This window comes from Stutzerimonas stutzeri, assembly GCF_038561965.1.
Classification (GTDB): Bacteria; Pseudomonadota; Gammaproteobacteria; order Pseudomonadales; family Pseudomonadaceae; genus Stutzerimonas; species Stutzerimonas stutzeri_AA.
Window position 1 is genome coordinate 3,871,067 of record NZ_CP139348.1, and the last position, 20,080, is coordinate 3,891,146.

At 64.3% G+C, this 20,080-nt stretch carries 18 protein-coding genes; 6 read left to right on the forward strand and 12 right to left on the reverse strand.

What is annotated here, in order from left to right:
- Window positions 1-53 precede the first annotated feature (53 nt).
- From SM130_RS17860 to SM130_RS17870, 3 genes are all read right to left on the reverse strand, one after another.
- Window positions 54-644 carry an HAD family hydrolase gene (locus SM130_RS17860; protein ID WP_102824730.1) on the reverse strand — a complete coding sequence of 197 codons (591 nt, stop codon included), beginning with the start codon at window positions 642-644 and terminating at the stop codon, window positions 54-56.
- Entirely contained in the window at window positions 641-1,510 is an 870-nt protein-coding gene (gene tesB / locus SM130_RS17865; RefSeq protein WP_102824729.1) for an acyl-CoA thioesterase II, read from the reverse strand. Before tesB ends, SM130_RS17860 begins: the two co-directional genes overlap by 4 nt.
- Window positions 1,511-1,584: 74 nt before the next feature.
- Window positions 1,585-2,139, reverse strand: coding sequence for a GNAT family N-acetyltransferase (locus SM130_RS17870; protein ID WP_102824728.1), 555 nt, complete (start codon window positions 2,137-2,139; stop codon window positions 1,585-1,587).
- Window positions 2,140-2,211: 72 nt separating this feature from the next.
- On the opposite strand from SM130_RS17870, the gene SM130_RS17875 reads away from it, so the two are divergent.
- Both SM130_RS17875 and SM130_RS17880 read left to right on the forward strand, forming a co-directional pair.
- Window positions 2,212-3,132 (forward strand): histone deacetylase family protein, encoded by a 921-nt coding sequence (locus SM130_RS17875; protein ID WP_102824727.1) that lies wholly within the window; start codon window positions 2,212-2,214, stop codon window positions 3,130-3,132.
- Between the two features lie 53 nt (window positions 3,133-3,185).
- The gene (locus tag SM130_RS17880) at window positions 3,186-4,439 is read left to right on the forward strand and encodes a TIGR03862 family flavoprotein (protein ID WP_102824726.1); all 1,254 of its coding nucleotides are present in this window, start codon (window positions 3,186-3,188) and stop codon (window positions 4,437-4,439) included.
- Between the two features lie 46 nt (window positions 4,440-4,485).
- Here SM130_RS17880 and adhP read toward each other — a convergent pair whose 3' ends face one another.
- Window positions 4,486-5,508 (reverse strand): alcohol dehydrogenase AdhP, encoded by a 1,023-nt coding sequence (gene adhP / locus SM130_RS17885; RefSeq protein ID WP_102824725.1) that lies wholly within the window; start codon window positions 5,506-5,508, stop codon window positions 4,486-4,488.
- Between the two features lie 214 nt (window positions 5,509-5,722).
- On the opposite strand from adhP, the gene SM130_RS17890 reads away from it, so the two are divergent.
- Both SM130_RS17890 and SM130_RS17895 read left to right on the forward strand, forming a co-directional pair.
- Window positions 5,723-6,562, forward strand: coding sequence for an AraC family transcriptional regulator (locus SM130_RS17890; RefSeq protein ID WP_102824724.1), 840 nt, complete (start codon window positions 5,723-5,725; stop codon window positions 6,560-6,562).
- Between the two features lie 116 nt (window positions 6,563-6,678).
- Window positions 6,679-7,266, forward strand: coding sequence for a LysE family translocator (locus SM130_RS17895; protein ID WP_102824723.1), 588 nt, complete (start codon window positions 6,679-6,681; stop codon window positions 7,264-7,266).
- Window positions 7,267-7,326: 60 nt separating this feature from the next.
- Here the strand turns inward: SM130_RS17895 and SM130_RS17900 are convergent, their stop codons facing one another.
- A complete protein-coding gene (locus SM130_RS17900) occupies window positions 7,327-8,652 on the reverse strand; it encodes a DEAD/DEAH box helicase (protein WP_102824722.1) in 1,326 nt (441 codons plus the stop codon).
- Between the two features lie 209 nt (window positions 8,653-8,861).
- Between SM130_RS17900 and SM130_RS17905 the strand changes: the two genes are divergently transcribed.
- Together SM130_RS17905 and SM130_RS17910 are read left to right on the forward strand one after the other, a co-directional pair.
- Window positions 8,862-10,547, forward strand: coding sequence for a cation:proton antiporter (locus SM130_RS17905; protein WP_102824721.1), 1,686 nt, complete (start codon window positions 8,862-8,864; stop codon window positions 10,545-10,547).
- 106 nt (window positions 10,548-10,653) lie between these two features.
- Window positions 10,654-11,466: an EAL domain-containing protein gene (locus SM130_RS17910; RefSeq protein ID WP_102824720.1), complete on the forward strand. Its 813-nt coding sequence runs from the start codon at window positions 10,654-10,656 to the stop codon at window positions 11,464-11,466.
- A 9-nt stretch (window positions 11,467-11,475) separates the two neighbouring features.
- On the opposite strand, the gene SM130_RS17915 is transcribed toward SM130_RS17910, so the two are convergent.
- The 7 genes from SM130_RS17915 to hppD all read right to left on the reverse strand — a co-directional run bounded on the left by SM130_RS17915 (window position 11,476) and on the right by hppD (window position 19,901).
- Window positions 11,476-12,153 (reverse strand): type 1 glutamine amidotransferase domain-containing protein, encoded by a 678-nt coding sequence (locus SM130_RS17915; protein WP_102824719.1) that lies wholly within the window; start codon window positions 12,151-12,153, stop codon window positions 11,476-11,478.
- Window positions 12,154-12,276: 123 nt separating this feature from the next.
- Complete coding sequence (locus SM130_RS17920) at window positions 12,277-14,166, reverse strand: methyl-accepting chemotaxis protein (protein ID WP_102824718.1); 1,890 nt, start codon at window positions 14,164-14,166, stop codon at window positions 12,277-12,279.
- Between the two features lie 185 nt (window positions 14,167-14,351).
- On the reverse strand, window positions 14,352-15,812 hold the full coding sequence (locus SM130_RS17925) for a sodium-dependent transporter (RefSeq protein ID WP_102824717.1): 1,461 nt from the start codon (window positions 15,810-15,812) through the stop codon (window positions 14,352-14,354).
- A gap of 81 nt (window positions 15,813-15,893) precedes the next feature.
- A complete protein-coding gene (gene maiA / locus SM130_RS17930) occupies window positions 15,894-16,553 on the reverse strand; it encodes a maleylacetoacetate isomerase (RefSeq protein ID WP_102824716.1) in 660 nt (219 codons plus the stop codon).
- Window positions 16,543-17,526, reverse strand: coding sequence for a fumarylacetoacetate hydrolase family protein (locus tag SM130_RS17935; RefSeq protein WP_102824715.1), 984 nt, complete (start codon window positions 17,524-17,526; stop codon window positions 16,543-16,545). The genes maiA and SM130_RS17935 overlap by 11 nt, the downstream gene beginning before the upstream one ends.
- Window positions 17,526-18,665 (reverse strand): homogentisate 1,2-dioxygenase, encoded by a 1,140-nt coding sequence (locus SM130_RS17940; RefSeq protein ID WP_061337324.1) that lies wholly within the window; start codon window positions 18,663-18,665, stop codon window positions 17,526-17,528. The genes SM130_RS17935 and SM130_RS17940 overlap by 1 nt, the downstream gene beginning before the upstream one ends.
- Before the next feature lie 150 nt (window positions 18,666-18,815).
- A complete protein-coding gene (gene hppD / locus SM130_RS17945; RefSeq protein ID WP_102824714.1) occupies window positions 18,816-19,901 on the reverse strand; it encodes a 4-hydroxyphenylpyruvate dioxygenase in 1,086 nt (361 codons plus the stop codon).
- Between the last annotated feature and the right edge of the window lie 179 nt (window positions 19,902-20,080).

Sequence of the window (20,080 nt, forward strand, 5' to 3'; positions counted from 1 at the left end):
TGTACGGTTAACGGTGTGAGTGGCCTTGGCCGCCTCTCACTATCGAACCGGCCTCAAGCCAGCAGCTCGTGCAGCACTCGACAATTGCGCGCATACAGGTCGGTCAGCTCCGGCCACTCATTGTGCGGCGTGTTGACCAGTACGCCGCGCGCGCCGGCGGCTCTGGCGCACTCAAGATCGAAGCGGTAGTCGCCGACCATCAGCATCACCGCCGGCGCGACATCCCAACGCTCGGCCAAATGCAGCAATCCACCTGGGTGCGGTTTCGGCGGCGCTTCGTCGCGGCCGAGAATGTCCTCGGATAGAAAACAGTCGCCCATGCCAACCGCGTCCAGGGTCACCTTGGCCAGCTCATGCGCATTGCGGGTGAGCACGCCGAGCCTGCAGCCGCGCTCGCGCAGGGCATGCAACAGCTCGCGCGCGCCTTCGGCCGGGCGCGCGGCATAGGCCAGCTCGCGTTCGTGTTCGAGCAACCAGGCGCGCTTGGCCGCGGCCTCGTCAGCCGGCAGCGCCGCCAGGTGATGCAGGATGTCGTCTTCCTCGGGGATCTCCAGCGCGCGGCGAATGGCGGCGAAATCATGCACAGCGATGGTCAGGGTGCCGTCCATGTCGAACACCCAGTGACGGACGTCGACGATCTTCACATCCAGTCCTCGCGCACGCGGATCAGCCCTTCCTGCGCCACCGAGGCGACCAGCTGGCCCTGACGGTTGAAGATGCTGCCGCGGGCGAAACCGCGCGCATTACCGGCCCATGGGCTGTCGATGGAATACAGCAGCCAGTCGTCCAGCTTCACCTCGCGGTGGAACCAGATGGCGTGATCGAGGCTGGCCAGCTGTATGAACTTGCTCCACGAGCTGACCCCGTGTGGCTGCAGCGCGGTGCCGATGAAACTGAAGTCCGATGCATAGGCCAGCAGATATTTATGCAGCGCCGGGCTGTCGGGCAACGAACCGTCGGCGCGGAACCACAAATGGCGGACCGGCTCGATGGGCTGCGGATTGGCCGGATCGACCAGCGTGACCGGGCGGATCTCGATGGGCTTGGGCCGGCGCAGCTTCTCCATCACCCGCTCCGGCACCATCGGCGACAGCTTGTGCAGCAGCTCCCATTCGTTGGGCAGTTCGTCCGGCCCGACCACGTCCGGCATGGGCAGCTGATGCTCGTAGCCGCTCTCCTCGGCCTGGAACGAAGCGATGCCGGTAAAGATGGTCTGCCCCTTCTGGATCGCGCTGACTCTGCGCGTCGTGAAGCTGCCGCCATCGCGCACGCGATCGACGTCATACACCACCGGCTGGTGTGAGTCGCCCGGGCGCAGGAAATAGCCGTGCAGCGAGTGTACGTGGCGCTCCGGCGTCACCGTCTGGCTCGCGGCAGAGATCACCTGGCCAAGCACCTGGCCGCCGAACAGCTGGGGAAAGCCGAGGTCCTGACTGGCGCCGCGGAAGAGGTTCTCCTCGATGCGTTCCAGGGTCAGCAAGTTGACCAGGCCGTCGAGTATCTGAGTCATTTCGGCTTCCTTGATAGGGGGCATGCAGGCGCGCCATGTTACGGATTTCGCCGTCAACGCTCCAGCAACAGTGCTTATTGTCGCCAATCGTCTCGCTGCAGCCGGCATAGCACCTGAGGGTGCAGCGGATGCTCGGGCGTCAGCTCCGGATGGCCGAATGAGGTGGCCGGCTCTGCGCACATGCCGAGCCCTTCCATCAGCTGCCTGGCCGGCTCGTTGATCTGCGCCGCACAAGCCACCACTTCCGGTAGCTCCAGTTCACCAAATGCATATTGCAGGACGGCGTGCGCCGCCTCGTGGACCAGGCCCTGCCCCCATTGATCGCAGGCCACCGCCCAGAGCAGTTCGACCGCCGGCGTCGGCAAAGGCAAAGCGCACCAGGCCAGGCCGCAATACCCAATGAAGGCCTCGCTATCCTTGCGCTCCAGTGCCCACAGGCCGAAGCCATGTCGAACAATATGCAGACGACTGCGCACCAGTAATGCTGCACTCTCGTCACGCGACAGCAGCGACGGGTTGTAACGCATCACTTCCGGATCGGCACAAAGCCGCGCCAGAGGGCCCAGATCCTCGTCGTGCCAGCTACGCAACCGTAGCCGTGATGTTTCAAGTGCGATTCGTTCGGCCAATCCCTGCTCCCTTGAGCGCTCCGACGGCCAGCCTGCATACTGCGGCGCACATCCATCGAACACGCGTGGTTCATGTCGCTTCCCCTGGTTTTCCACGATGATTACAGCCCGCCGCTTCCGCCGGGCCATCGCTTCCCCATGGAGAAGTTTCGTCTGCTGCGCGACCATCTGGTCGCCCTGGGTTTGACCACAGACGCCGCCTTATTGCGCCCCGAATTGTGCAGCCACGACATTCTCGCCCTGGCGCATGACCGTGACTACGTCGCGCGCTACTGCAGCGGCGAGATGGGTCGCGACGAGCTGCGCCGCCTGGGCCTGCCCTGGAGCCCGGAGCTGGCGCAGCGCACCGTACGCGCGGTAGGCGGCTCATTGCTAGCGGCGGAACAGGCGCTGCAGCATGGCCTGGCCTGCCACTTGGCAGGCGGCACCCACCATGCCCATCGCGACCACGCATCGGGCTTCTGCATCTTCAACGACCTGGCGGTGATTGCGCTCTATCTGCTGGAGAGCGGACGCGTCGGCCGTGTGCTGATCTTCGATTGCGATGTGCATCAGGGCGACGGCAGCGCGCGCATCCTGGAAAACGTATCCGATGCCATCACCGTCTCGCTGCACTGCGAGAAGAACTTTCCCGCCCGCAAGGCCCACAGCGACTGGGATATCCCGCTGCCACCCGGCATGGGCGACGAGGCCTACCTCAAGGTGGTCCACGACACCCTGAACTACCTGCTGCCCATCTATCAGCCTGACCTGGTGCTCTATGACGCCGGTGTCGACGTGCATCGCGACGACGCCCTTGGCCTGCTGTCACTCACCGATGCAGGACTCGCAGCACGCGACAGCGCTGTGCTCGATCACTGCCTGGGCCGTGACATCCCGGTGGTCGGGCTGATCGGCGGCGGCTACGACAAGGACCGCGCCCTGCTCGCCCGCCGCCACGCCACCTTGCATGTCAGTGCCGCCGCGGCCTGGGAGCGTCACGGGCTCGGCTGAGCATCCGCCAGCGGCTACAATGCCCGCCCCGTGATGTTCGCCAGGCTGCTGTTATGACCCCGCCCGTTCCCCCTCATCGTGTCGCCATCATCGGCGGCGGCCCGGCCGGGCTGATGGCCGCCGAAGTGCTGAGCCAGGCGGGGATTGCCGTCGACCTGTACGACGCCATGCCCTCGGTAGGCCGCAAGTTCCTCCTCGCTGGGGTCGGCGGCATGAACATTACCCACGCCGAGGACTACCCCACTTTCGTTGGCCGCTATGGCAAACGCACCGAAGTGCTGCGCCCGCTGCTGGATGCCTTCACACCAGGCGCACTGCGCGAATGGATCCACGGGCTGGGTATCGACACCTTCGTCGGCAGCTCCGGACGCGTCTTCCCCAGCGACATGAAGGCCGCGCCGTTGCTGCGTGCCTGGCTCAAGCGCCTGCGCGAAAGCGGCGTGCATCTGCATACCCGCCATCGCTGGCTGGGCTGGGATGAGCACGGCCAACTGCGTATTGCCGGCCCGGAAGGCGAAAGCCTGGTCGCGGCGGATGCCACCCTGCTCGCCCTTGGTGGCGGCAGCTGGGCGCGACTGGGCTCGGATGGCGCCTGGGTTCCGCTGCTGCAGGCTCGCGGGATTAGCATCGCACCGCTGCAGCCGGCCAACTGCGGGTTCGAAGTAGCAGGCTGGAGCACCCACCTGACAGAAAAGTTCTCCGGCGCACCGCTGAAGACGGTCAGCCTGGCCCTGCCCGGAGAGACTCCGCGCAAGGGCGAATTCGTCCTCACCGCCACGGGAATCGAGGGCAGCCTGGTCTATGCCCTCTCGGCATCGATCCGCGAGACGATCAATCGCGATGGTGCTGCCAGCGTACTGCTCGATCTGCTACCGGATCGCAGCCAAGCGCAGATCGCTGACGCACTGGCCAGACCGCGGGGCTCGCAGTCGATGGCCAAGCACCTGCATCGCCAGCTGAAGCTCGACGGCGTAAAGGCAGCGCTATTGCGCGAGCTGACCGATGCCGCAAGCTTTCAGCAGCCGCAGGCCCTGGCCGCGGCGATCAAGGCGCTGCCGATCCACCTCGTCCGCCCGCGCCCACTGGACGAAGCCATCAGCAGCGCGGGCGGCGTGCCGTTCGAAGCGCTGGATGCCAACCTCATGCTGCGCCAGCTACCCGGCGTGTTCTGCGCAGGCGAGATGCTCGACTGGGAAGCACCGACTGGCGGCTACCTGCTGACCGCCTGCTTCGCCAGTGGCAAGGCCGCCGCCGAGGGGATGCTGCGCAGGTTAAAAGCCGACAGGCCGACAACGGCTCAGAATTGAGCGAGGAACCTGAGCGGCCGGGTCGGCCGGCCGCTCAGTGTGGTTGCTACATTTTCATCACGACTCGTCCCTCGATACGCCCGGCACGCATGTCATCAAGGATCTGATTGATATTGTCGAGACTGTCGGTATGGATGGTCGACTTGACCAGCCCCTCGCCAGCGAAGTCGAGCGCCTCCTGCAGATCGGCACGGGTGCCGACGATGGAGCCGGTAATGCTGATCGCCTTGAGCACCACATCAAAGATCGGCGTCGGGAAATCTCCCGGCGGCAAACCAACCAGGGCGACAGTGCCGCGCCGGCGCGCCATGCCGATCGCCTGACCGAAGGCGCTGTTGGACACCGCGGTGACCAGCACACCATGAGCGCCGCCGATATCGCGCTGCACCACTTCCACCGGGTTTTCCGTGCGTGCATTGATGGTCAGGTTGGCGCCCAGGCGCTTGGCCAGTTCGAGCTTGGCATCATCCACATCCACCGCCACCACATGCAGCCCCATGGCTTTGGCGTACTGCACGGCGACGTGACCGAGACCACCGATACCGGAGATCACCACCCATTGCCCGGGTCGGGCGCCAGTGACTTTAAGGCCTTTGTAGACGGTGACCCCGGCACAGAGGATCGGCGCTATCTCGTCGAACTCGACGTTCTTCGGCAGGATGCCCACGTAGTTCGGGTCCGCCAGCACATACTCGGCGTAACCACCGTTCACCGAGTAACCGGTGTTCTGCTGACCCTCGCAGAGGGTTTCCCAGCCGGTCAGGCAATGCTCGCAGCAACCGCAGGCGGTATACAGCCAGGGCACACCGACACGATCGCCCTCCTTGACGCGCGAGACGCCAGCGCCGACGGCGGCCACGTGGCCTACACCTTCGTGACCGGGAATGAACGGCAGGGCTGGCTTGACCGGCCAGTCGCCTTCGGCGGCGTGGAGGTCGGTGTGGCAGACGCCTGAGGCGGCAATCTTCACCAATATCTGTCCTGGGCCGGGCATCGGCACCTTGACTTCCTCGAGGCGCAGCGGCTCACCGAAGGCGTGAACCACCGCAGCTTTCATGGTTTGGGTCATGGGCTTGCTCCTTGATTGGGACGTTCGAGTCTGCATCGGGCAGACCGGATCAAGCCTAGACCCAGATCAATCATCGCGCGTCGCTCTAGACCGCCCGTCGAGCCGCGTCCTTGCCAGGCCGATGGCTGGAACGCTGCACGAATGTTCCAGACGCCTACGACCCAACGGACAATACTGAGATGAACACGGCACACCCTGCGTAACCGGAGCCGCCATGGGCAGCAATGACTGGATCGACCTGAACAGGGATGCCGAAACCGGCATCGAGACGATCCGTGCGCATTTCGAAGGGCATGCCTACGACCCGCACTTCCACGACAGCTACCTGATCGGCATCACCGAACAGGGCGTGCAGCAGTTTCATTGTCGCCAGGCCTTGCACAGCAGCACGCCGGGGCAGGTCTTTCTGCTCGAACCCGGCGAGCTTCATGACGGCCATGCGCCAACGCAGGGCGGCTTCACCTATTCGATGCTGTACCTCGATCCGTACTGGGTCGAGCGCGAGTTACGCGCATTGTTCGAGGATGCGCCCAATCAGTGCCAGCCAGCTTTTGCCAAGACGCTGGCAAGCGAGCCGGCATTGGTAGCGGTGATCGCCGATGCTTTCCAGGCACTGCAAAGCCATGACCTGCGCATCGTCCGCCAGTCGGCGCTGGATGCATTGCTGGGCAAGCTGGCGCGGCACCTTTCCTGGCGACCACGCCTGGCCGCCGACCCGCGCCTGCCGGCGGTGGCGCTGCGAGCGCGCGACTACCTGCACGCGCATATGGATCAGGATCTGGGGCTGGACGATCTGGCGCGAGCAACGGGGGTCGATCGCTTTCGCCTTTCACGGGCATTCAAGGCCGCCTTCGGTCTGGCCCCGCATGCCTATCTGGTTCAGCTGCGCCTGGCCAAGGCTCGGCTGCTGCTTGCCGCAGGGCAACCGCCGGCACTGGTGGCGATGACGCTTGGTTTTGCCGATCAGAGCCACATGGGGCGCTGGTTCCGCCGTGCCTACGGACTTACGCCCGCACGCTACCGCAAGCGCTGCTCGAATCTTCCAGACCGCTGAAGGCATAAGGGCGAGCATTCGGTCATCCGCCACCGAATGGAGCTGACCGCCATGCCTGACGTCACCCAGATACCCACGCGACCTACGCTCCAGACCGCATCCACAAGGCAGCTGTCATGACCCAGTTCTTGCCCTTCATGCTGTTCGCCTTCGTCGCCTCGATCACCCCGGGACCGACCAACATACTGGTGCTGAGTAACAGTTCGCGCTTCGGCCTGGCAGCGGCCGTACCGATCATTTTTGGCGCCTGCGCGGCGGCGGCAATGATTGTGCTGCTGGTGGGCCTGGGTGCCGGTGAATGGCTGCTGAGTCATCCGCGGCTGCAGCAGATCATGGCGTGGCTGGGGCTGGCGTGGCTGCTCTATCTGGCCTGGCAGATTGCCCGTAGCCCGGCCGACCCTGTCGAGGCCGCCGCAGCCATCCGCCGCCTCGGGGCGCTGGGCGCTGCCGGTTTGCAGCTGGTCAATCCGAAGGTATGGATGATGGCGCTGGCAGTGGTTGGTGTGTTCAGCGGCACCAACGCGGATGCTGGCCGCTACGCCATCCACGCGCTGTTGTTCTTTCTGATCGCCCTGCCTTGCCTGATGGCCTGGGCGCTGCTTGGCGCGGGGGCGACGCGAGTGCTGCGCTCGGCGGCGAAGATGCGCATGTTCAACTACGCCATGGCACTGTTGCTGGTGGTGTCGGCGCTTTCGAGTCTCTGACAGAGCAAGGGTGAAAAAGGCGCTGCCGTTTCCACCCTACGCTGCTAGTCGGAGACGGGTTCAGCGCTTCTTGGCCGGCTTGCCGCCACCCAGGCTCGGCACCTTGCGGATGGGCTTGGCGTTGGGCTTTTCGCTCTCGTCGAACCAGTTGCCGAGGTGGATCTTGCCCTTGCCGCCGCCCTCCTTGGGCTTTTTCGGTTTCTTCGGCTTCTTGATGATATGTCCGCCAAGCGTCGTGGTCGGCACACGGTGGTCGGGCACGAAGCCAAGCTCGTCGTGGCGCGGCAGCACCTGATTGATCAGGGTTTCGATGGCCGCGAGCTGATCGACCTCATCGGCACTGACCAGCGACACCGCCTCGCCCGTAGCACCGGCGCGGCCGGTACGGCCGATGCGGTGCACGTAATCCTCGGCGACGATCGGCAGGTCGAAGTTGACCACCTGCGGCAAGTCATGGATGTCCAGCCCGCGCGCGGCGACATCGGTTGCCACCAGCACCTGCACCTCGCCTGCCTTGAAGCGCTCCAGCGCCCGCAGACGCGAGGCCTGGGGCTTGTCGCCGTGAATCGCGTCGCTGGAAATTCCTGCGGCCTGTAGCTCATCCACCAGCTGATCGACGCCCTTGCGCGTCTTGACGAAAACCAGGACCTGGCCCCAGCGCTTCTCTGCCAGCAGATGCAGGAACAGCTCGGACTTGCGCTTCTTGTCCACCGGCACCAGCCATTGCTTGACCGTCTTCGCCGCGGCGTTGCGCGGGCTGACCTCGACCGACAGCGGATCGCGCAGCAGCTCGCGGGCCATCTGCCGGATCGGCTCGGAGAAGGTCGCGGAGAACAGCAGGGTCTGGCGCTTTTTCGGCAGGGCAGAGAACAGCGCGTCCAGCTCCTCGGCAAAGCCCAGATCAAGCATGCGGTCGGCCTCATCGAGCACCAGCGCCTGCAGCTGGTTGAAGCCCACCGCGTTCTGCCGGTAGAGATCGAGCAAACGGCCAGGGGTAGCCACCAACACGTCGATGCCCTTGCGCAGCGCCATCATCTGCGGATTGATGCTGACCCCGCCGTACACCGCGTAGGTACGCAGCGGCAGGTTCTGCCCATAGACGCGAAAGCTCTCGTGGACCTGCTCAGCCAGCTCGCGGGTCGGCACCAGCACCAGCGCGCGCACCGAATTGCTCGCCACCTGGGCGCCGTGCATGGTCAGGCGTTGCAGCAACGGCAGGGCGAAACCTGCGGTCTTGCCGGTGCCGGTCTGCGCCGCCGCCATCAGATCGCGGCCCTTGAGCACGGCGGGAATCGCTTCAGCCTGGACCGGCGTCGGCTTGCGGTAGTCGAGGGTTTCCAGGGTCCGCAGCAGCGGATCGATCAGGCCCAGAGAGGCGAAGGTCATGGCAGGCTCGCAGCGCCGTTTCGGCGGGATGAAAAAGGGCGGATTCTAGCAGCAGCCCAGCCATATCGGCTCGCCGGCCGACGCAGGCACGTCAGCTGCCTGTGCGCTGTCACAGTTTCACACGGTGCAATGCTGGCGGCAGGCCAGGCGCTGCCGCAGGATAGGCGCGGCGCCTGCGGCGTCAAACATTCACCTTCACGGAGACATCGATGGAAGCGCTGCTCGCCCACGGCCCCTTTGCCGAGTTCGCCCTGTTGCTGATCATCTCGGCGGTGATCGGAGCGATTGCCGTGAGCCTGCGCCAGCCGTTGCTGATTTCCTACATCGTGGTGGGCATCCTGCTTGGCCCGGCGCTGTTCGGCCCGGTAAATGCCGCCGACCAGATCCATCTGCTGGCCGAAGTCGGCGTCGCCGTGCTGCTGTTCGTGGTCGGGCTCAAACTCGACCTCGCCCACATCCGCAACATCGGCCCGGTGGCACTGGCCACAGGGCTCGGACAGCTGGCCTTCACCATCATCTTCGGCTTCGCACTGACCCTGCTGATGGGCAAGAGCGCGATGGAGGCGATCTACATCGCCGTGGCGCTGACCTTTTCCAGCACCATCATCATCGTCAAGCTGCTCTCGGACAAACACGAGCTGGATTCGCTGCACGGGCGCATAGCGGTCGGCTTTCTGATCGTCCAGGACCTGGCCGTGGTGCTGGCGATGATGACCATGAGCGCCCTGCGCGGCGCCGGCGATGCTGGCTGGGCCGAGGTCTCCGGCTCGCTGTTGTTGCGTCTGGCTGGCGCCGCCATTCTGATGTACGTGCTGATGCGCTACGTGCTGCCGACCCTGGTCAGTCGCATGGCGCGCTCTCAGGAGCTGTTGCTGATCTTCGCCATCGCCTGGGGCACAGGGCTGGCGGCGCTGGGCGATTACAGTGGCTTCAGCAAGGAAGCCGGGGCCTTCGTCGCCGGTTTCTCGCTGGCCTCGACGGCCTATCGCGAGGCGATGAACGCACGGCTGACCGGCATCCGCGACTTCATGCTGCTGTTCTTCTTCATCGATCTGGGCGGCAAGCTGGATTTCTCCACGCTCGGCGACGAGATCCTGCCGGCCGTCGTCTTGGCCTTGTTCGTACTGATCGGCAACCCGCTGATCGTGATGGCGATCATGGGCTACATGGGCTATCGCAAGCGCACCGGTTTTCTCGCCGGGCTGACGGTGGCGCAGATCAGCGAGTTCTCGATTGTCTTCGTCGCCATGGGCATCACCCTCGGCCATGTCGGGCCAGAGGCGCTGGGGCTGACCACGCTGGTCGGCCTGGCGACCATCATGCTCTCAACCTACATGATCCTGTTCTCGCAACCGCTGTACGAGAGACTGGAACCCTGGCTTGGACTGTTCGAGCGCAAGCGTCCCTACCGCGAACTGGAAGTCGAGGCCCAGGGCAGGCCGCAGGGTCATCCACGCATCATCGTCTTCGGCCTTGGCCGCTACGGTTCGCGACTGCTACAGCAATTGGCGGCGGCGCGGATGCCGGTGCTCGGTGTGGATTTCGACCCGGAAGCCGTGCGCAACCTGCGGCGCAGCAGGCTGCCGGTGCGCTTCGGCGACGGCGAGGACCCCAGCTTTCTCGAATCGCTGCCGCTGCAGCATGCCGAATGGGTGGTCACCAGCTTCCCGCAGTGGGAGGCCAACCGCGCCTTCCTCCATGCGCTCAAGCATGCCGGCTTCAACGGCAAGATTGCCGGCGTGGTACGCGATGACCAGCATGGCGAGGCGCTGGGTGCTGCCGGCGTCGCCCGCGTATTGAACCCGTTTACCGACGCAGCGGATTTCGCCGCGCGCAGCCTGATCGAGGAGCTCGCCTCCGGCCCCATGCCGCCTGATGCCGTCAAGGATGGCTGACGCTACCCGCACGCAGCGCCGTTCGAGTCGGCCAGACAAGCGGGCTACAGCCATTGGCCGCCCGGCCGCTAACCTGTTGTCAGCCCGGCCCCAATCGAGTGCGCCCATGAGTTCACGTAACACCAGCGACAACCCTGCTCCAGAAAGCTACGCCTGCCACGGCGCCAGCGAACACGGCGCCTGCCCAAGCTGCGCCAGCGGCGAGCGTCTGGGCTTTGGCTTCAGCTACGCCTTTCAACCGATCATCGACCTGCGCAACCGTGAGATTTTCGCTCACGAAGCCCTCGTGCGCGGCCAAGGCGGCGAGCCGGCACTCACCGTGCTGTCGCAAGTCAATGAGGACAATCGCTTTCGCTTCGACCAAGCCGGACGGGTCAAGGCAATCAAGACGGCATCCAAACTGGGCATGCAGAGCAAGCTGTCGATCAATTTCATGCCCAACGCGATCTACCGCCCCGAGCTGTGCATCCGCTCGACGCTGGAAGCCGCCCGCGCGCATGACTTTCCCGTCGACCGGATCATCTTCGAGACCGTCGAAGGCGAGCGCATCAGCGATGGCAAGTGGTTGACCGAGGTGTTCCGCGAGTACCAGCGCATCGGCTTTCTCACCGCCATCGACGACTTCGGTGCGGGCTTCGCCGGCCTCAACCTGCTGGCCGACTTCCAGCCGGACATCATCAAGCTGGACATGGACCTGATCCGCGGCATCGACCAGAGCCGCACCCGCCAGGCCATCGTCAGGGCGACGGTGGGCATGTGCGAAGAACTGGGTATTCAGGTGATTGGCGAGGGTGTCGAAACCGCCGGCGAATGCAGCGCCCTCTTCGATCTGGGCATTCATCTGATGCAGGGCTATCTGTTCAGCCGGCCGCTGTTCGAAGCCTGCGGCCAGGCGGAACAGCTTACCTGGCCACAATGAGCGCCGCGGTCAGCGCAGCAGCTTGAGCAGCTCCTGCGCCGCCGCTTCCGATGAGGCCGGGTTCTGCCCGGTCACCAACAGGCCGTCGACCTGCGCATAAGGCGCCCAGTCCGCACCCTTGCTGTACTGGCCGCCACGCTCGCGCAAACGGTCTTCGAGCAGGAACGGCACTACGTCGGTAAGCTCCACAGCCGCCTCCTCGCCGTTGGTGAAGCCGGTAACGCGCTTGCCCTTGAGCAGATACTCTCCATCCTTGCCGCGCACTTCGGTCAATGCCGCCGGCGCGTGGCACACAGCAGCCACAGGCTTGTCGGCCCGGACGAACGATTCGATCAGCGCGATGGAGGTCGGGTTGTCCACCAGATCCCACATCGGCCCGTGGCCGCCCGGGTAGAACACCGCATCGAAATCCTCGACCGAGACCTGATCCAGCCGGTAAGTATTGGCCAGTAGCGTCTGCGCTTCGCCATCGCCATTGAAGCGTTCGGTGGCCTCGGTCTGGGCGTCGGGCTCGTCGCTTTTCGGGTCGAGCGGCGGTTCGCCACCCTCGGGTGAGGCCAGCACTACCTGCGCACCGGCATCCATGAAGACGTAATACGGCGCGGCAAATTCCTCCAGCCAGAAGCCGGTCTGTTTGCCGGTGTCACCCAGCTGGTCGTGGGACGTGAGCACGATGAGAATTTTCATGGAGCCTCCTTGGGGTTGCGCGACGTGAACAGTTCAGACTGCCATCACAGGCACATTGCTCAGTTGCCAACTCGCATCCATGAAAAAGGGCGCCGAAGCGCCCTTTGCAAAGCCTGATACCGATCAGATACGGAAGCTGTCCACCAGCTGCTTGAGGCGGCGTGCCTGCTGGTCCAGGTCACCGCAGGCCTGCAGCGTCGATTGCAGGTTTTCCACACCCTGCTGGTTCAGCGTGTTGATCTCGGTGATGTCCATGTTCAGCGACTCGATCACCGCGGTCTGCTCCTCGGTGGCGGCGGCCACCGACTGGTTCATGCCGTCGATCTCGCCGATGCGCTGGGTCACCTCGCCAAGGCGCTCGCCGGCGCGGTCGGCGATGGACACGCTGGATTCGCTCTGTCGCTGGCTTTCGGTCATGGTCTGCACCGAGGCGCCGGCGCCGACTTGCAGCTGCTCGATCATCTGCTGGATTTCCTGTGCCGAACTCTGCGTGCGGTGCGCCAGGTTGCGCACCTCATCGGCGACCACGGCGAAACCGCGGCCCGCTTCGCCAGCCCGCGCCGCTTCGATGGCGGCATTCAGCGCCAGCAGGTTGGTCTGCTCGGAGATGCCCTTGATCACTTCGAGAATCTGGCCGATGTCCACCGTCTTGGCGTTGAGCGCTTCGATCTGCGCACAGGACGCACTGATCTTCGCCGAAAGATCACGCATCGCGGCGATGTTCTGCTCGACCACCTGGCGACCGTCTTCGGCCTGATGCCGTGCACCGCTGGCCTGCTGCGAGGCATCTGCTGCGTTGCGCGCAATCTCCTGCGCGGCGGCGCCGAGTTCGTTGATTGCCGCGGCGACACTGTTGGTGCGGCTGGCCTGCTCGTCGGAGTTGGTCATTGAGGAGTTGGACGCTGCCAGCACCCGCGCGGCGACCTCATTGACCTGCTGAGTGGCGGAAGACACTTCGCGAATGGAGGTATGGATACGCTCGACGAAGCGGTTGAAGGCCGAGGCCAGTTCGCCGAACTCGTCTTTCGACTGCACAGCAAGGCGACGAGTCAGATCGCCCTCGCCTTCAGCGATGTTGGCCATGGCACGGCCCATATCGGTAAGGGGGCGCATCAGCACGCGCATCAGCATGCCGAGCAGCAGCAGAATTACCACCACCGCGATCAACGCAGCGACGACCGCGGAGGTACGGAAACTGTCCAGCGCCTTGTAGGCGGCGGCCTTGTCCAGGGAAATGCCCACGTACCAGGTCACCGAGGGCAGGCCCTGCACACGGCTGAAACTGAGAATGCGGGTCTGCCCGTCCAGATCGACTTCGGTGTAGTTGGCATCCAGCGAAGGGGTGTGCCCAGGGAACAGCTCGCTGAGCGACTTCATCACCTTGTTGCTGTCCGGGTGGACCAGGATCTTGCCATCGCCGCTGACCAGGAAGGCATGGCCCATGCCGTTGAAGTCCAGTGCGTTGATGATCTCAACCAGTACCTTGAGCCCCAGATCGCCGCCGACGACGCCAATGTTCCGACCGTTCTGCTGCACCGGGGTGGCGATGGATATGACCAGCGCGCCGCTCGCCGCATCCACATAGGGTTCGGTCAGCGTCGAACCGCTGGCGGCTATCGCGTCCTTGTACCAAGGACGCGCGCGCGGATCGTAGTCGGCGGGCATCTCTTCGGCAGGCCGCATGAGGAAGCTGCCATCCTGCCCACCGAGGTAACTGAACATGAAGGTCGAAGCCAGCGCCTTCTGCTCGAGCAGCTCGGCTACGCGCGCATCGGCGTCGTCGCTGCCGATGCTCTGCGCGGCGCTTTCCACCAGCAGGATACGGCCGGACAACCAGTTCTGGATGTTGTGCGCGGTGACGTCGCCCATCTCATCGAGGTAGCTGTCGAGATTGTCGCGAATGGCGTTGCGCTGCAGATAATCGTTGAACAGGGTGAACAACGAGAAGGTCGCGATCACGATCAGCGATGCGGCCAGAAGAATCTTGTGGCTGAACTTGAGACTGTTGGGCATGGCAGCGTGTCCGGATCGGTTCGGGCAAGCGAGCATCCCTGTTCCGTGCGCCTCCCTGGCTGTCACCCTAAATTGTCGGCCACGTCCAGCAGAACTTTACGCGCAGATGACGACGATCAAGCGGGGGATCGTCTTTCCGACCAGAGACAAGCGTGGCGCCGCTTACGGGCGCCACGCTCATCCAATCAACGTCCGGCCAGCGCCGGCACCACCCGTGGCCGCAGCAGCTCCCCGATCACGGTGAGCGCTCCGATGGCACCGGCGATCCAGTACCAACGCTGCAGCGGGTCGAAACCCAACCAGCCGAGGGCGTGCAGGAACACCATCAGGATCAGCACCGGGCACACGTAACGCACCATGAACAGCCACAGCGCGTAGCCCAGCGGCGGCAGGTTCAGCTCGTCGCGCATGATGTCGCTGCGCAGCGCGTAGCCAGCCAGCAGCACAGTAAGTATCCCGCCCAGCGGCATCATCCAGCGCGAAGTCAGGTAATCCAGCCAGTCGAAGAAGTTCTTACCCATCGGCGTCCAGCCGGACAGCACGTTGAACGAGAGCATCGCCAGCATGCTGATCACCAGCAGCACAGAGCCCGAAACCATCGCCGCTTTAAGGCGCGAAATACCGTACTTCTCGTTGAGGTAGGCGACGGTGGCTTCGATCATCGAGATCGCCGAGGTCAATGCGGCAATGGACACCATGGCGAAAAACAGCACGCCGAACGCGGTGCCGAACGGCATTTGCTGGAAGGCCAGCGGCAGGCTCATGAAGATCAAACCTGGGCCGGCGGTCGGGTCCATGCCGTTGGCAAAGATGATCGGGAAGATCGCCAGCCCGGCCATCAGCGCGACGCAAGTGTCGGCGAGCGCAACCATGAACGTGGTGCGGGCGATGGACTGGTCGTCCGGGATATACGAGCCATAGGTAAGGATCGCGCCAGCCGCCAGGCTCAGCGTGAAGAACGCATGACCAAGGGCGGCCAGTAACGCTTCACCGGTGATCTTCGAGGTGTCGAAGCTGAACAGGAAGGCGAAGCCCTGATCGAAGCCGCCGCTGGTGTAGGCGTAGCCGACCAGGATCAGCAGCATCACGGCCAGACCCGGCATCATCCAGCGCACCGCATTCTCGATGCCCTTCTGCACGCCCTTGGCGACGATCCACAGCGTCAACAATGCCACTAGCAAGCTCCAACCACCGAGCTGCCAGGGGTTGGCGTTGTGCGCCTCGAACACACCACCAAGCGCCTCCACGCTGGTGGCGGCCAAAGACCCATCGAGCATCTTCACCGTGTAGGCGAACGCCCAGCCGGCCACGACCACATAGAAGCAGAGGATCAAAAAGCCGGCCGTCATGGACATCACGCCGACGCCCTTCCACAGCGGGTTGCCATTGTTCTCGCGAACGACCCGGCCGACAGCGTCGATGGGGCTGCCACGGCCGCGGCGGCCGAGGGCGATCTCGCACATCATCACCGGCACGCCGATTGCCAGGATGCACAGCAGGTACATCAATACGAAGGCACCACCGCCGAATTCGCCGGTGATGTAGGGGAATTTCCAGATGTTGCCCAGCCCTACGGCCGAGCCAGTTGCCGCGAGGATGAAGCCCCAGCGCGACAGCCAGAGGTTCTTCGGTTTTTCACGAGTCATACGTCACCTGTTTGTTGTTATCTGTGACGGGATCGGGACCACCGCGCAGGGCGCGGCAGCGTGCAAGGCGAATCGGTTGCGTCATTGAGCGTCGGGCTGCACCTCCGGCACGGCCTGCTGGAAGGCCGGAAGCGTCTCGCAGCGTGCAACGATCTCGAGAATGCGTGGATACGCCGCGAGGTCACAGGCAAAACGGCGCGCATTGTATACCTGCGGCACCAGGCATGCCTCCAGATAACCTGGCCGATCGTTCAGGGAAAGCTTGTCACCAAAGGTTTCCAGACCCTGCTCCACGGCCGCCAGGCCTTGGCTGACCCAGTGTCGGTACCAGGCATTCTTCGCCTCGTCATCGACGCCCAGTTCCGCGGTGAGGTACTGCAGCACACGCAGGTTGTTCAGCGGATGGATCTCACAGGCGATGTGCATGGCCAGCGAGCGCACCTGGGCGCGCTCTACCGGATCGGCCGGCAGCAGTGCGGGCACCGGGAACACTTCTTCGAGGTATTCCAGAATTGCCAGCGACTGGCTGATGCGCGCGCCGCCATTGGCGTCATCCACCAGCAGCGGCACCAGCTGCTGCGGATTGAGCGTGCGGTAATCGGCCGCACGTTGCTGGCCGCCATCCTTGACCAGATGCACCGGCACCTGGCGATAGGCCAGGCCCTTGAGATTCAGAGCGATGCGCACCCGGTAGGCAGCGCTGGAGCGCCAGTAGCCGTAGAGCGTCAGCTCAGTGCTCATAGCGCTCGACCTGCTGATCGATGGCACCAAAGATGCTCTGCCCGGCGGCGTCGAACATCTCGATGCGCACTCGGTCGCCGAACTTGAGGAACGGCGTCTTCGCCTCGCCGTGCTCGATGACCTCGATCATGCGCTTCTCGGCCAGACAGGACGAACCGGCACTGCGGTCGTAGTTCGACACGGTGCCCGAACCGATGATGGTGCCGGCGCCCAGCGGACGCGTGCGGGCGGCATGGGCCACCAGGGTCGGGAAGTTGAAGGTCATGTCGGTGCCGGCATCCGGCTGGCCGAACAGCTCGCCATTGATGTGCGAGACCAGCGGCCGATGCACCTTGCCGTCGCGCCAGGTTTCGCCCAGTTCGTCCGGCGTCACCGCCACCGGCGAAAAGCTCGACGACGGCTTGCTCTGGTAGAAGCCGAAGCCCTTGGCCAGCTCGCCGGGAATCAGGTTGCGCAGCGAAACGTCGTTGACCAGCATCAGCAGCTGGATGTGCGACGCCGCCTCGGCCGGCGTTGCACCCATCGGCACATCGCTGGTGATCACCGCCAGCTCGCCTTCCAGATCGATACCCCAGGCCTCGTCGGCCAGGCGGATCGGTGCCTGCGGCGGGATAAAGGCATCGGCGCCGCCCTGGTACATCAACGGGTCGTGCCAGAAAGATTCCGGCATCTCCGCGCCACGGGCCTTGCGCACCAGCTCGACGTGATTGACGTAGGCGCTGCCGTCGGCCCAGTGATAGGCGCGCGGCAGCGGGCTGTGGCAGGCGCTCTGCTCGAAGGCGAAGGCGCCCTCCTCCAGCCCGTCATTGAGGCGCTGATAGATGGCCTCCAGCTTCGGCTTGCAGTAGTTCCAGTCATCCAGCGCGGCCTGCAGCGTGGCGGCGATCTGCGGCACTTTCACCGCCTGGGCGAGATCACGGGAGACCACGACGAGCACGCCGTCGCGGCCCTGGTTGAGGGTTGCGAGTTTCATCAGGATTCCTTGCCCGGCGCACGCCAGGAGTTGACGTATTCGGGGACATCGACGGCTGCGGCGGCCTCGCCGACTTCCAGCGCGCGGCGGGTGTCGATCATCACCGCCACCTCGTCGGCAAAGGTCGCCGGGTCGGTACTGGCCTTTTTCAGCGCCTTCGGATGCGGCCCGTGGGGGAAGCCACAGGGGTGGAAGGTCACCATGCCCTGCTCGATGTTGTCGCGGCTGAAGAAGTTGCCGCGGTGGTAGAACAGCACTTCGTCGTAGTCATCGTTATTGTGGAAGAACGGCACCTTCAGCGCACCCGGATCGGATTCCACCGGCCGCGGCGTGAAGGTGCAGACCACGAAACCGTTGGCGACGAAGGTGGTGTGAGCGGATGGCGGCAAGTGGTAGCGATGGCTCATCAGCGGGCGGATGTCGCGCCAGTTGAGCCGCACCACGGTGTTGTCGCCGTGCCAGCCGACCACGTCTAGCGGGTTGTAAGGGTAGGTCACGGTGGTGATCTGGTCTCGCCGCTTGATGCGGATCTGCCAGGGGTTCTCGTCCTGCTGCGCGCGAAAGGCGTCGTCCAGCCGCGGATGGTCGAGCACCGCGGCGTCGAAGATGGCATGCGGGCCGACCAGGCCTTTTTCCGGCAGCTGGTAGGCGCCGTCGGTGTTCTCGATCAGCAGCATGAACACCGGCTCTGTCGCCTCGATGCGCCAGGCGGTGCCGCGCGGGATCATCAGGTAGTCGCCGTCGCGGAACTCCAGGTGGCCGAAGTCGCAGTACAGATGCCCGGCGCCCTCGTGGATGAACAGCAGCTCGTCACCGTCGCCGTTGCGCACCAGATGACGCATGGCGCCGTTGGTCTTCCACAGGCGCAGCTTGACGTCGGCGTTGTGCAGCGCCAGCGGCGCCTGCAGCGGGCAGTCGCCTTCGCTGGGGATATGGTTGAAATTGAAGGCGTGCGGGCGCAGCGGCCCTTCCCAGTCGATCCAGCCGGTCGGCGGATGCTTGTGATGCAAGTGCGAAGCCGGGCCGAAGAAGCCTTCGCGGCCCATTTCGCGCTCGTAGGTGCCCTGCGGAAAATCGCAGTGCGCCTGACGCGAACTCTCACCCTCGCGGATGGGGAAACTGATCCATTTGCGGCTCATGTGCCTCTCCTCGTGATACCGCGTGATCTCAATGGCGGCGCAGTGGGCGCCGATGCGTAGGGTGGATGTCGCGAAGCACATCCACGCTTTGGTCGGCCCGACACAGACGCGTGGAAGATGCTCCGCAGTCTTCCACCCTACGCTCCGAACTTACTCGTCCGCCTTGATCACGCCGCGGCGCACCTGGTCTTCCTCGATGGATTCGAACAGCGCCTTGAAGTTGCCTTCGCCGAAGCCCTGGTTGCCCTTGCGCTGGATGATCTCGAAGAAGATCGGGCCGATCACCGTGTTGGTGAAGATCTGCAGGAGGATGCCATCATCCCCCGGCGCTCCATCGATCAGCAGGTTCAGCTCGCGCAGCACATCGGTTGGCTCGCCGTGCCCGGCAACGCGCGTATCGACCTTCTCGTAATAGGTGCCCGGTGTGGTCATGAAGTCCACGCCGTTGGCACGCAGGCGGCGGACGGTCTCGTAAATGTCGTCGGTGCTCAGCGCGATGTGCTGGATGCCTTCGCCGTGGTACTCGCGGATGAATTCCTCGATCTGCGACTTGTCGTCAGCCGACTCGTTGATCGGGATGCGGATCTTGCCGCAGGGCGCGGTCATGGCACGGGAAAACAGGCCGGTCAGCTTGCCTTCGATGTCGAAGTAGCGAATCTCGCGGAAGTTGGCAATGCGCTCGTAGAAGCCGGACCAGACATCCATCTGCCCGCGCATGACGTTGTGGGTCAGGTGGTCGATGCACATCAGGCCGACGGCGTTGTCGTTCGGCGTACGGCCTTCGATGTACTCGAAGTCGACGTCGTAGATGCTCTTGTCGCCGTAGCGATCGACGAGATACAGCAGCGAGCCGCCGATGCCTTCGACGCAGGGGATGTTCAGCTCGCCGAAGTTGGCGTGGCTGCCGACCAGCTTGGCGCCCTGGGATTCGACGTAGGCGGCGGCCTGAGCGGCATTCTTCACCCGGAAGGCCATGGCGCAGGCGCTGGGGCCGTGCTTCTCGCCGAAGGCGCGCACATGCCCGGTGGGGCTGCCGTTGAGCACGATGTTGATATCGTGCTGCTGGAACAGCCAGACCTCCTTGGAGCGGTGCTTGGCGGTTTCGGTAAAGCCCATCTGGGTGAACAGCATGCGCAGCTGCTCTATGCCTTCGGCATTCGGCGCGGTGAATTCGACGAACTCGAAGCCGTCGGTACCGATGGGATTGTGCTGTTCGATCTTGTTCACGGCGTTCATATCGCCTCCTGATTATTGTTGTGAGGACTGCCGCTGCACGGCTTGGCTGGCCCCATCACACCCCAGGCCGGAGCGGCGAACAATGCTGTTTGTGGGTACGGAAAGCGGCTGGCGCCATCCACGCTGTCAGGTTTTCCTTACAGCGCCGTTTTCGACCAAACGCCTGGCTCGGCGGCTTG

What these genes read in the sequence shown, in the direction of transcription:
- tesB (WP_102824729.1), bottom strand. Translation starts at nt 1,510, where the DNA reads ATGACTCAGATACTCGACGGCCTGGTCAACTTGCTGACCCTGGAACGC.
- SM130_RS17875 (WP_102824727.1), top strand. Translation starts at nt 2,212, where the DNA reads ATGTCGCTTCCCCTGGTTTTCCACGATGATTACAGCCCGCCGCTTCCG.
- SM130_RS17880 (WP_102824726.1), top strand. Translation starts at nt 3,186, where the DNA reads ATGACCCCGCCCGTTCCCCCTCATCGTGTCGCCATCATCGGCGGCGGC.
- adhP (WP_102824725.1), bottom strand. Translation starts at nt 5,508, where the DNA reads ATGACCCAAACCATGAAAGCTGCGGTGGTTCACGCCTTCGGTGAGCCG.
- SM130_RS17890 (WP_102824724.1), top strand. Translation starts at nt 5,723, where the DNA reads ATGGGCAGCAATGACTGGATCGACCTGAACAGGGATGCCGAAACCGGC.
- SM130_RS17895 (WP_102824723.1), top strand. Translation starts at nt 6,679, where the DNA reads ATGACCCAGTTCTTGCCCTTCATGCTGTTCGCCTTCGTCGCCTCGATC.
- SM130_RS17900 (WP_102824722.1), bottom strand. Translation starts at nt 8,652, where the DNA reads ATGACCTTCGCCTCTCTGGGCCTGATCGATCCGCTGCTGCGGACCCTG.
- SM130_RS17905 (WP_102824721.1), top strand. Translation starts at nt 8,862, where the DNA reads ATGGAAGCGCTGCTCGCCCACGGCCCCTTTGCCGAGTTCGCCCTGTTG.
- SM130_RS17910 (WP_102824720.1), top strand. Translation starts at nt 10,654, where the DNA reads ATGAGTTCACGTAACACCAGCGACAACCCTGCTCCAGAAAGCTACGCC.
- SM130_RS17915 (WP_102824719.1), bottom strand. Translation starts at nt 12,153, where the DNA reads ATGAAAATTCTCATCGTGCTCACGTCCCACGACCAGCTGGGTGACACC.
- SM130_RS17920 (WP_102824718.1), bottom strand. Translation starts at nt 14,166, where the DNA reads ATGCCCAACAGTCTCAAGTTCAGCCACAAGATTCTTCTGGCCGCATCG.
- SM130_RS17925 (WP_102824717.1), bottom strand. Translation starts at nt 15,812, where the DNA reads ATGACTCGTGAAAAACCGAAGAACCTCTGGCTGTCGCGCTGGGGCTTC.
- maiA (WP_102824716.1), bottom strand. Translation starts at nt 16,553, where the DNA reads ATGAGCACTGAGCTGACGCTCTACGGCTACTGGCGCTCCAGCGCTGCC.
- SM130_RS17935 (WP_102824715.1), bottom strand. Translation starts at nt 17,526, where the DNA reads ATGAAACTCGCAACCCTCAACCAGGGCCGCGACGGCGTGCTCGTCGTG.
- SM130_RS17940 (WP_061337324.1), bottom strand. Translation starts at nt 18,665, where the DNA reads ATGAGCCGCAAATGGATCAGTTTCCCCATCCGCGAGGGTGAGAGTTCG.
- hppD (WP_102824714.1), bottom strand. Translation starts at nt 19,901, where the DNA reads ATGAACGCCGTGAACAAGATCGAACAGCACAATCCCATCGGTACCGAC.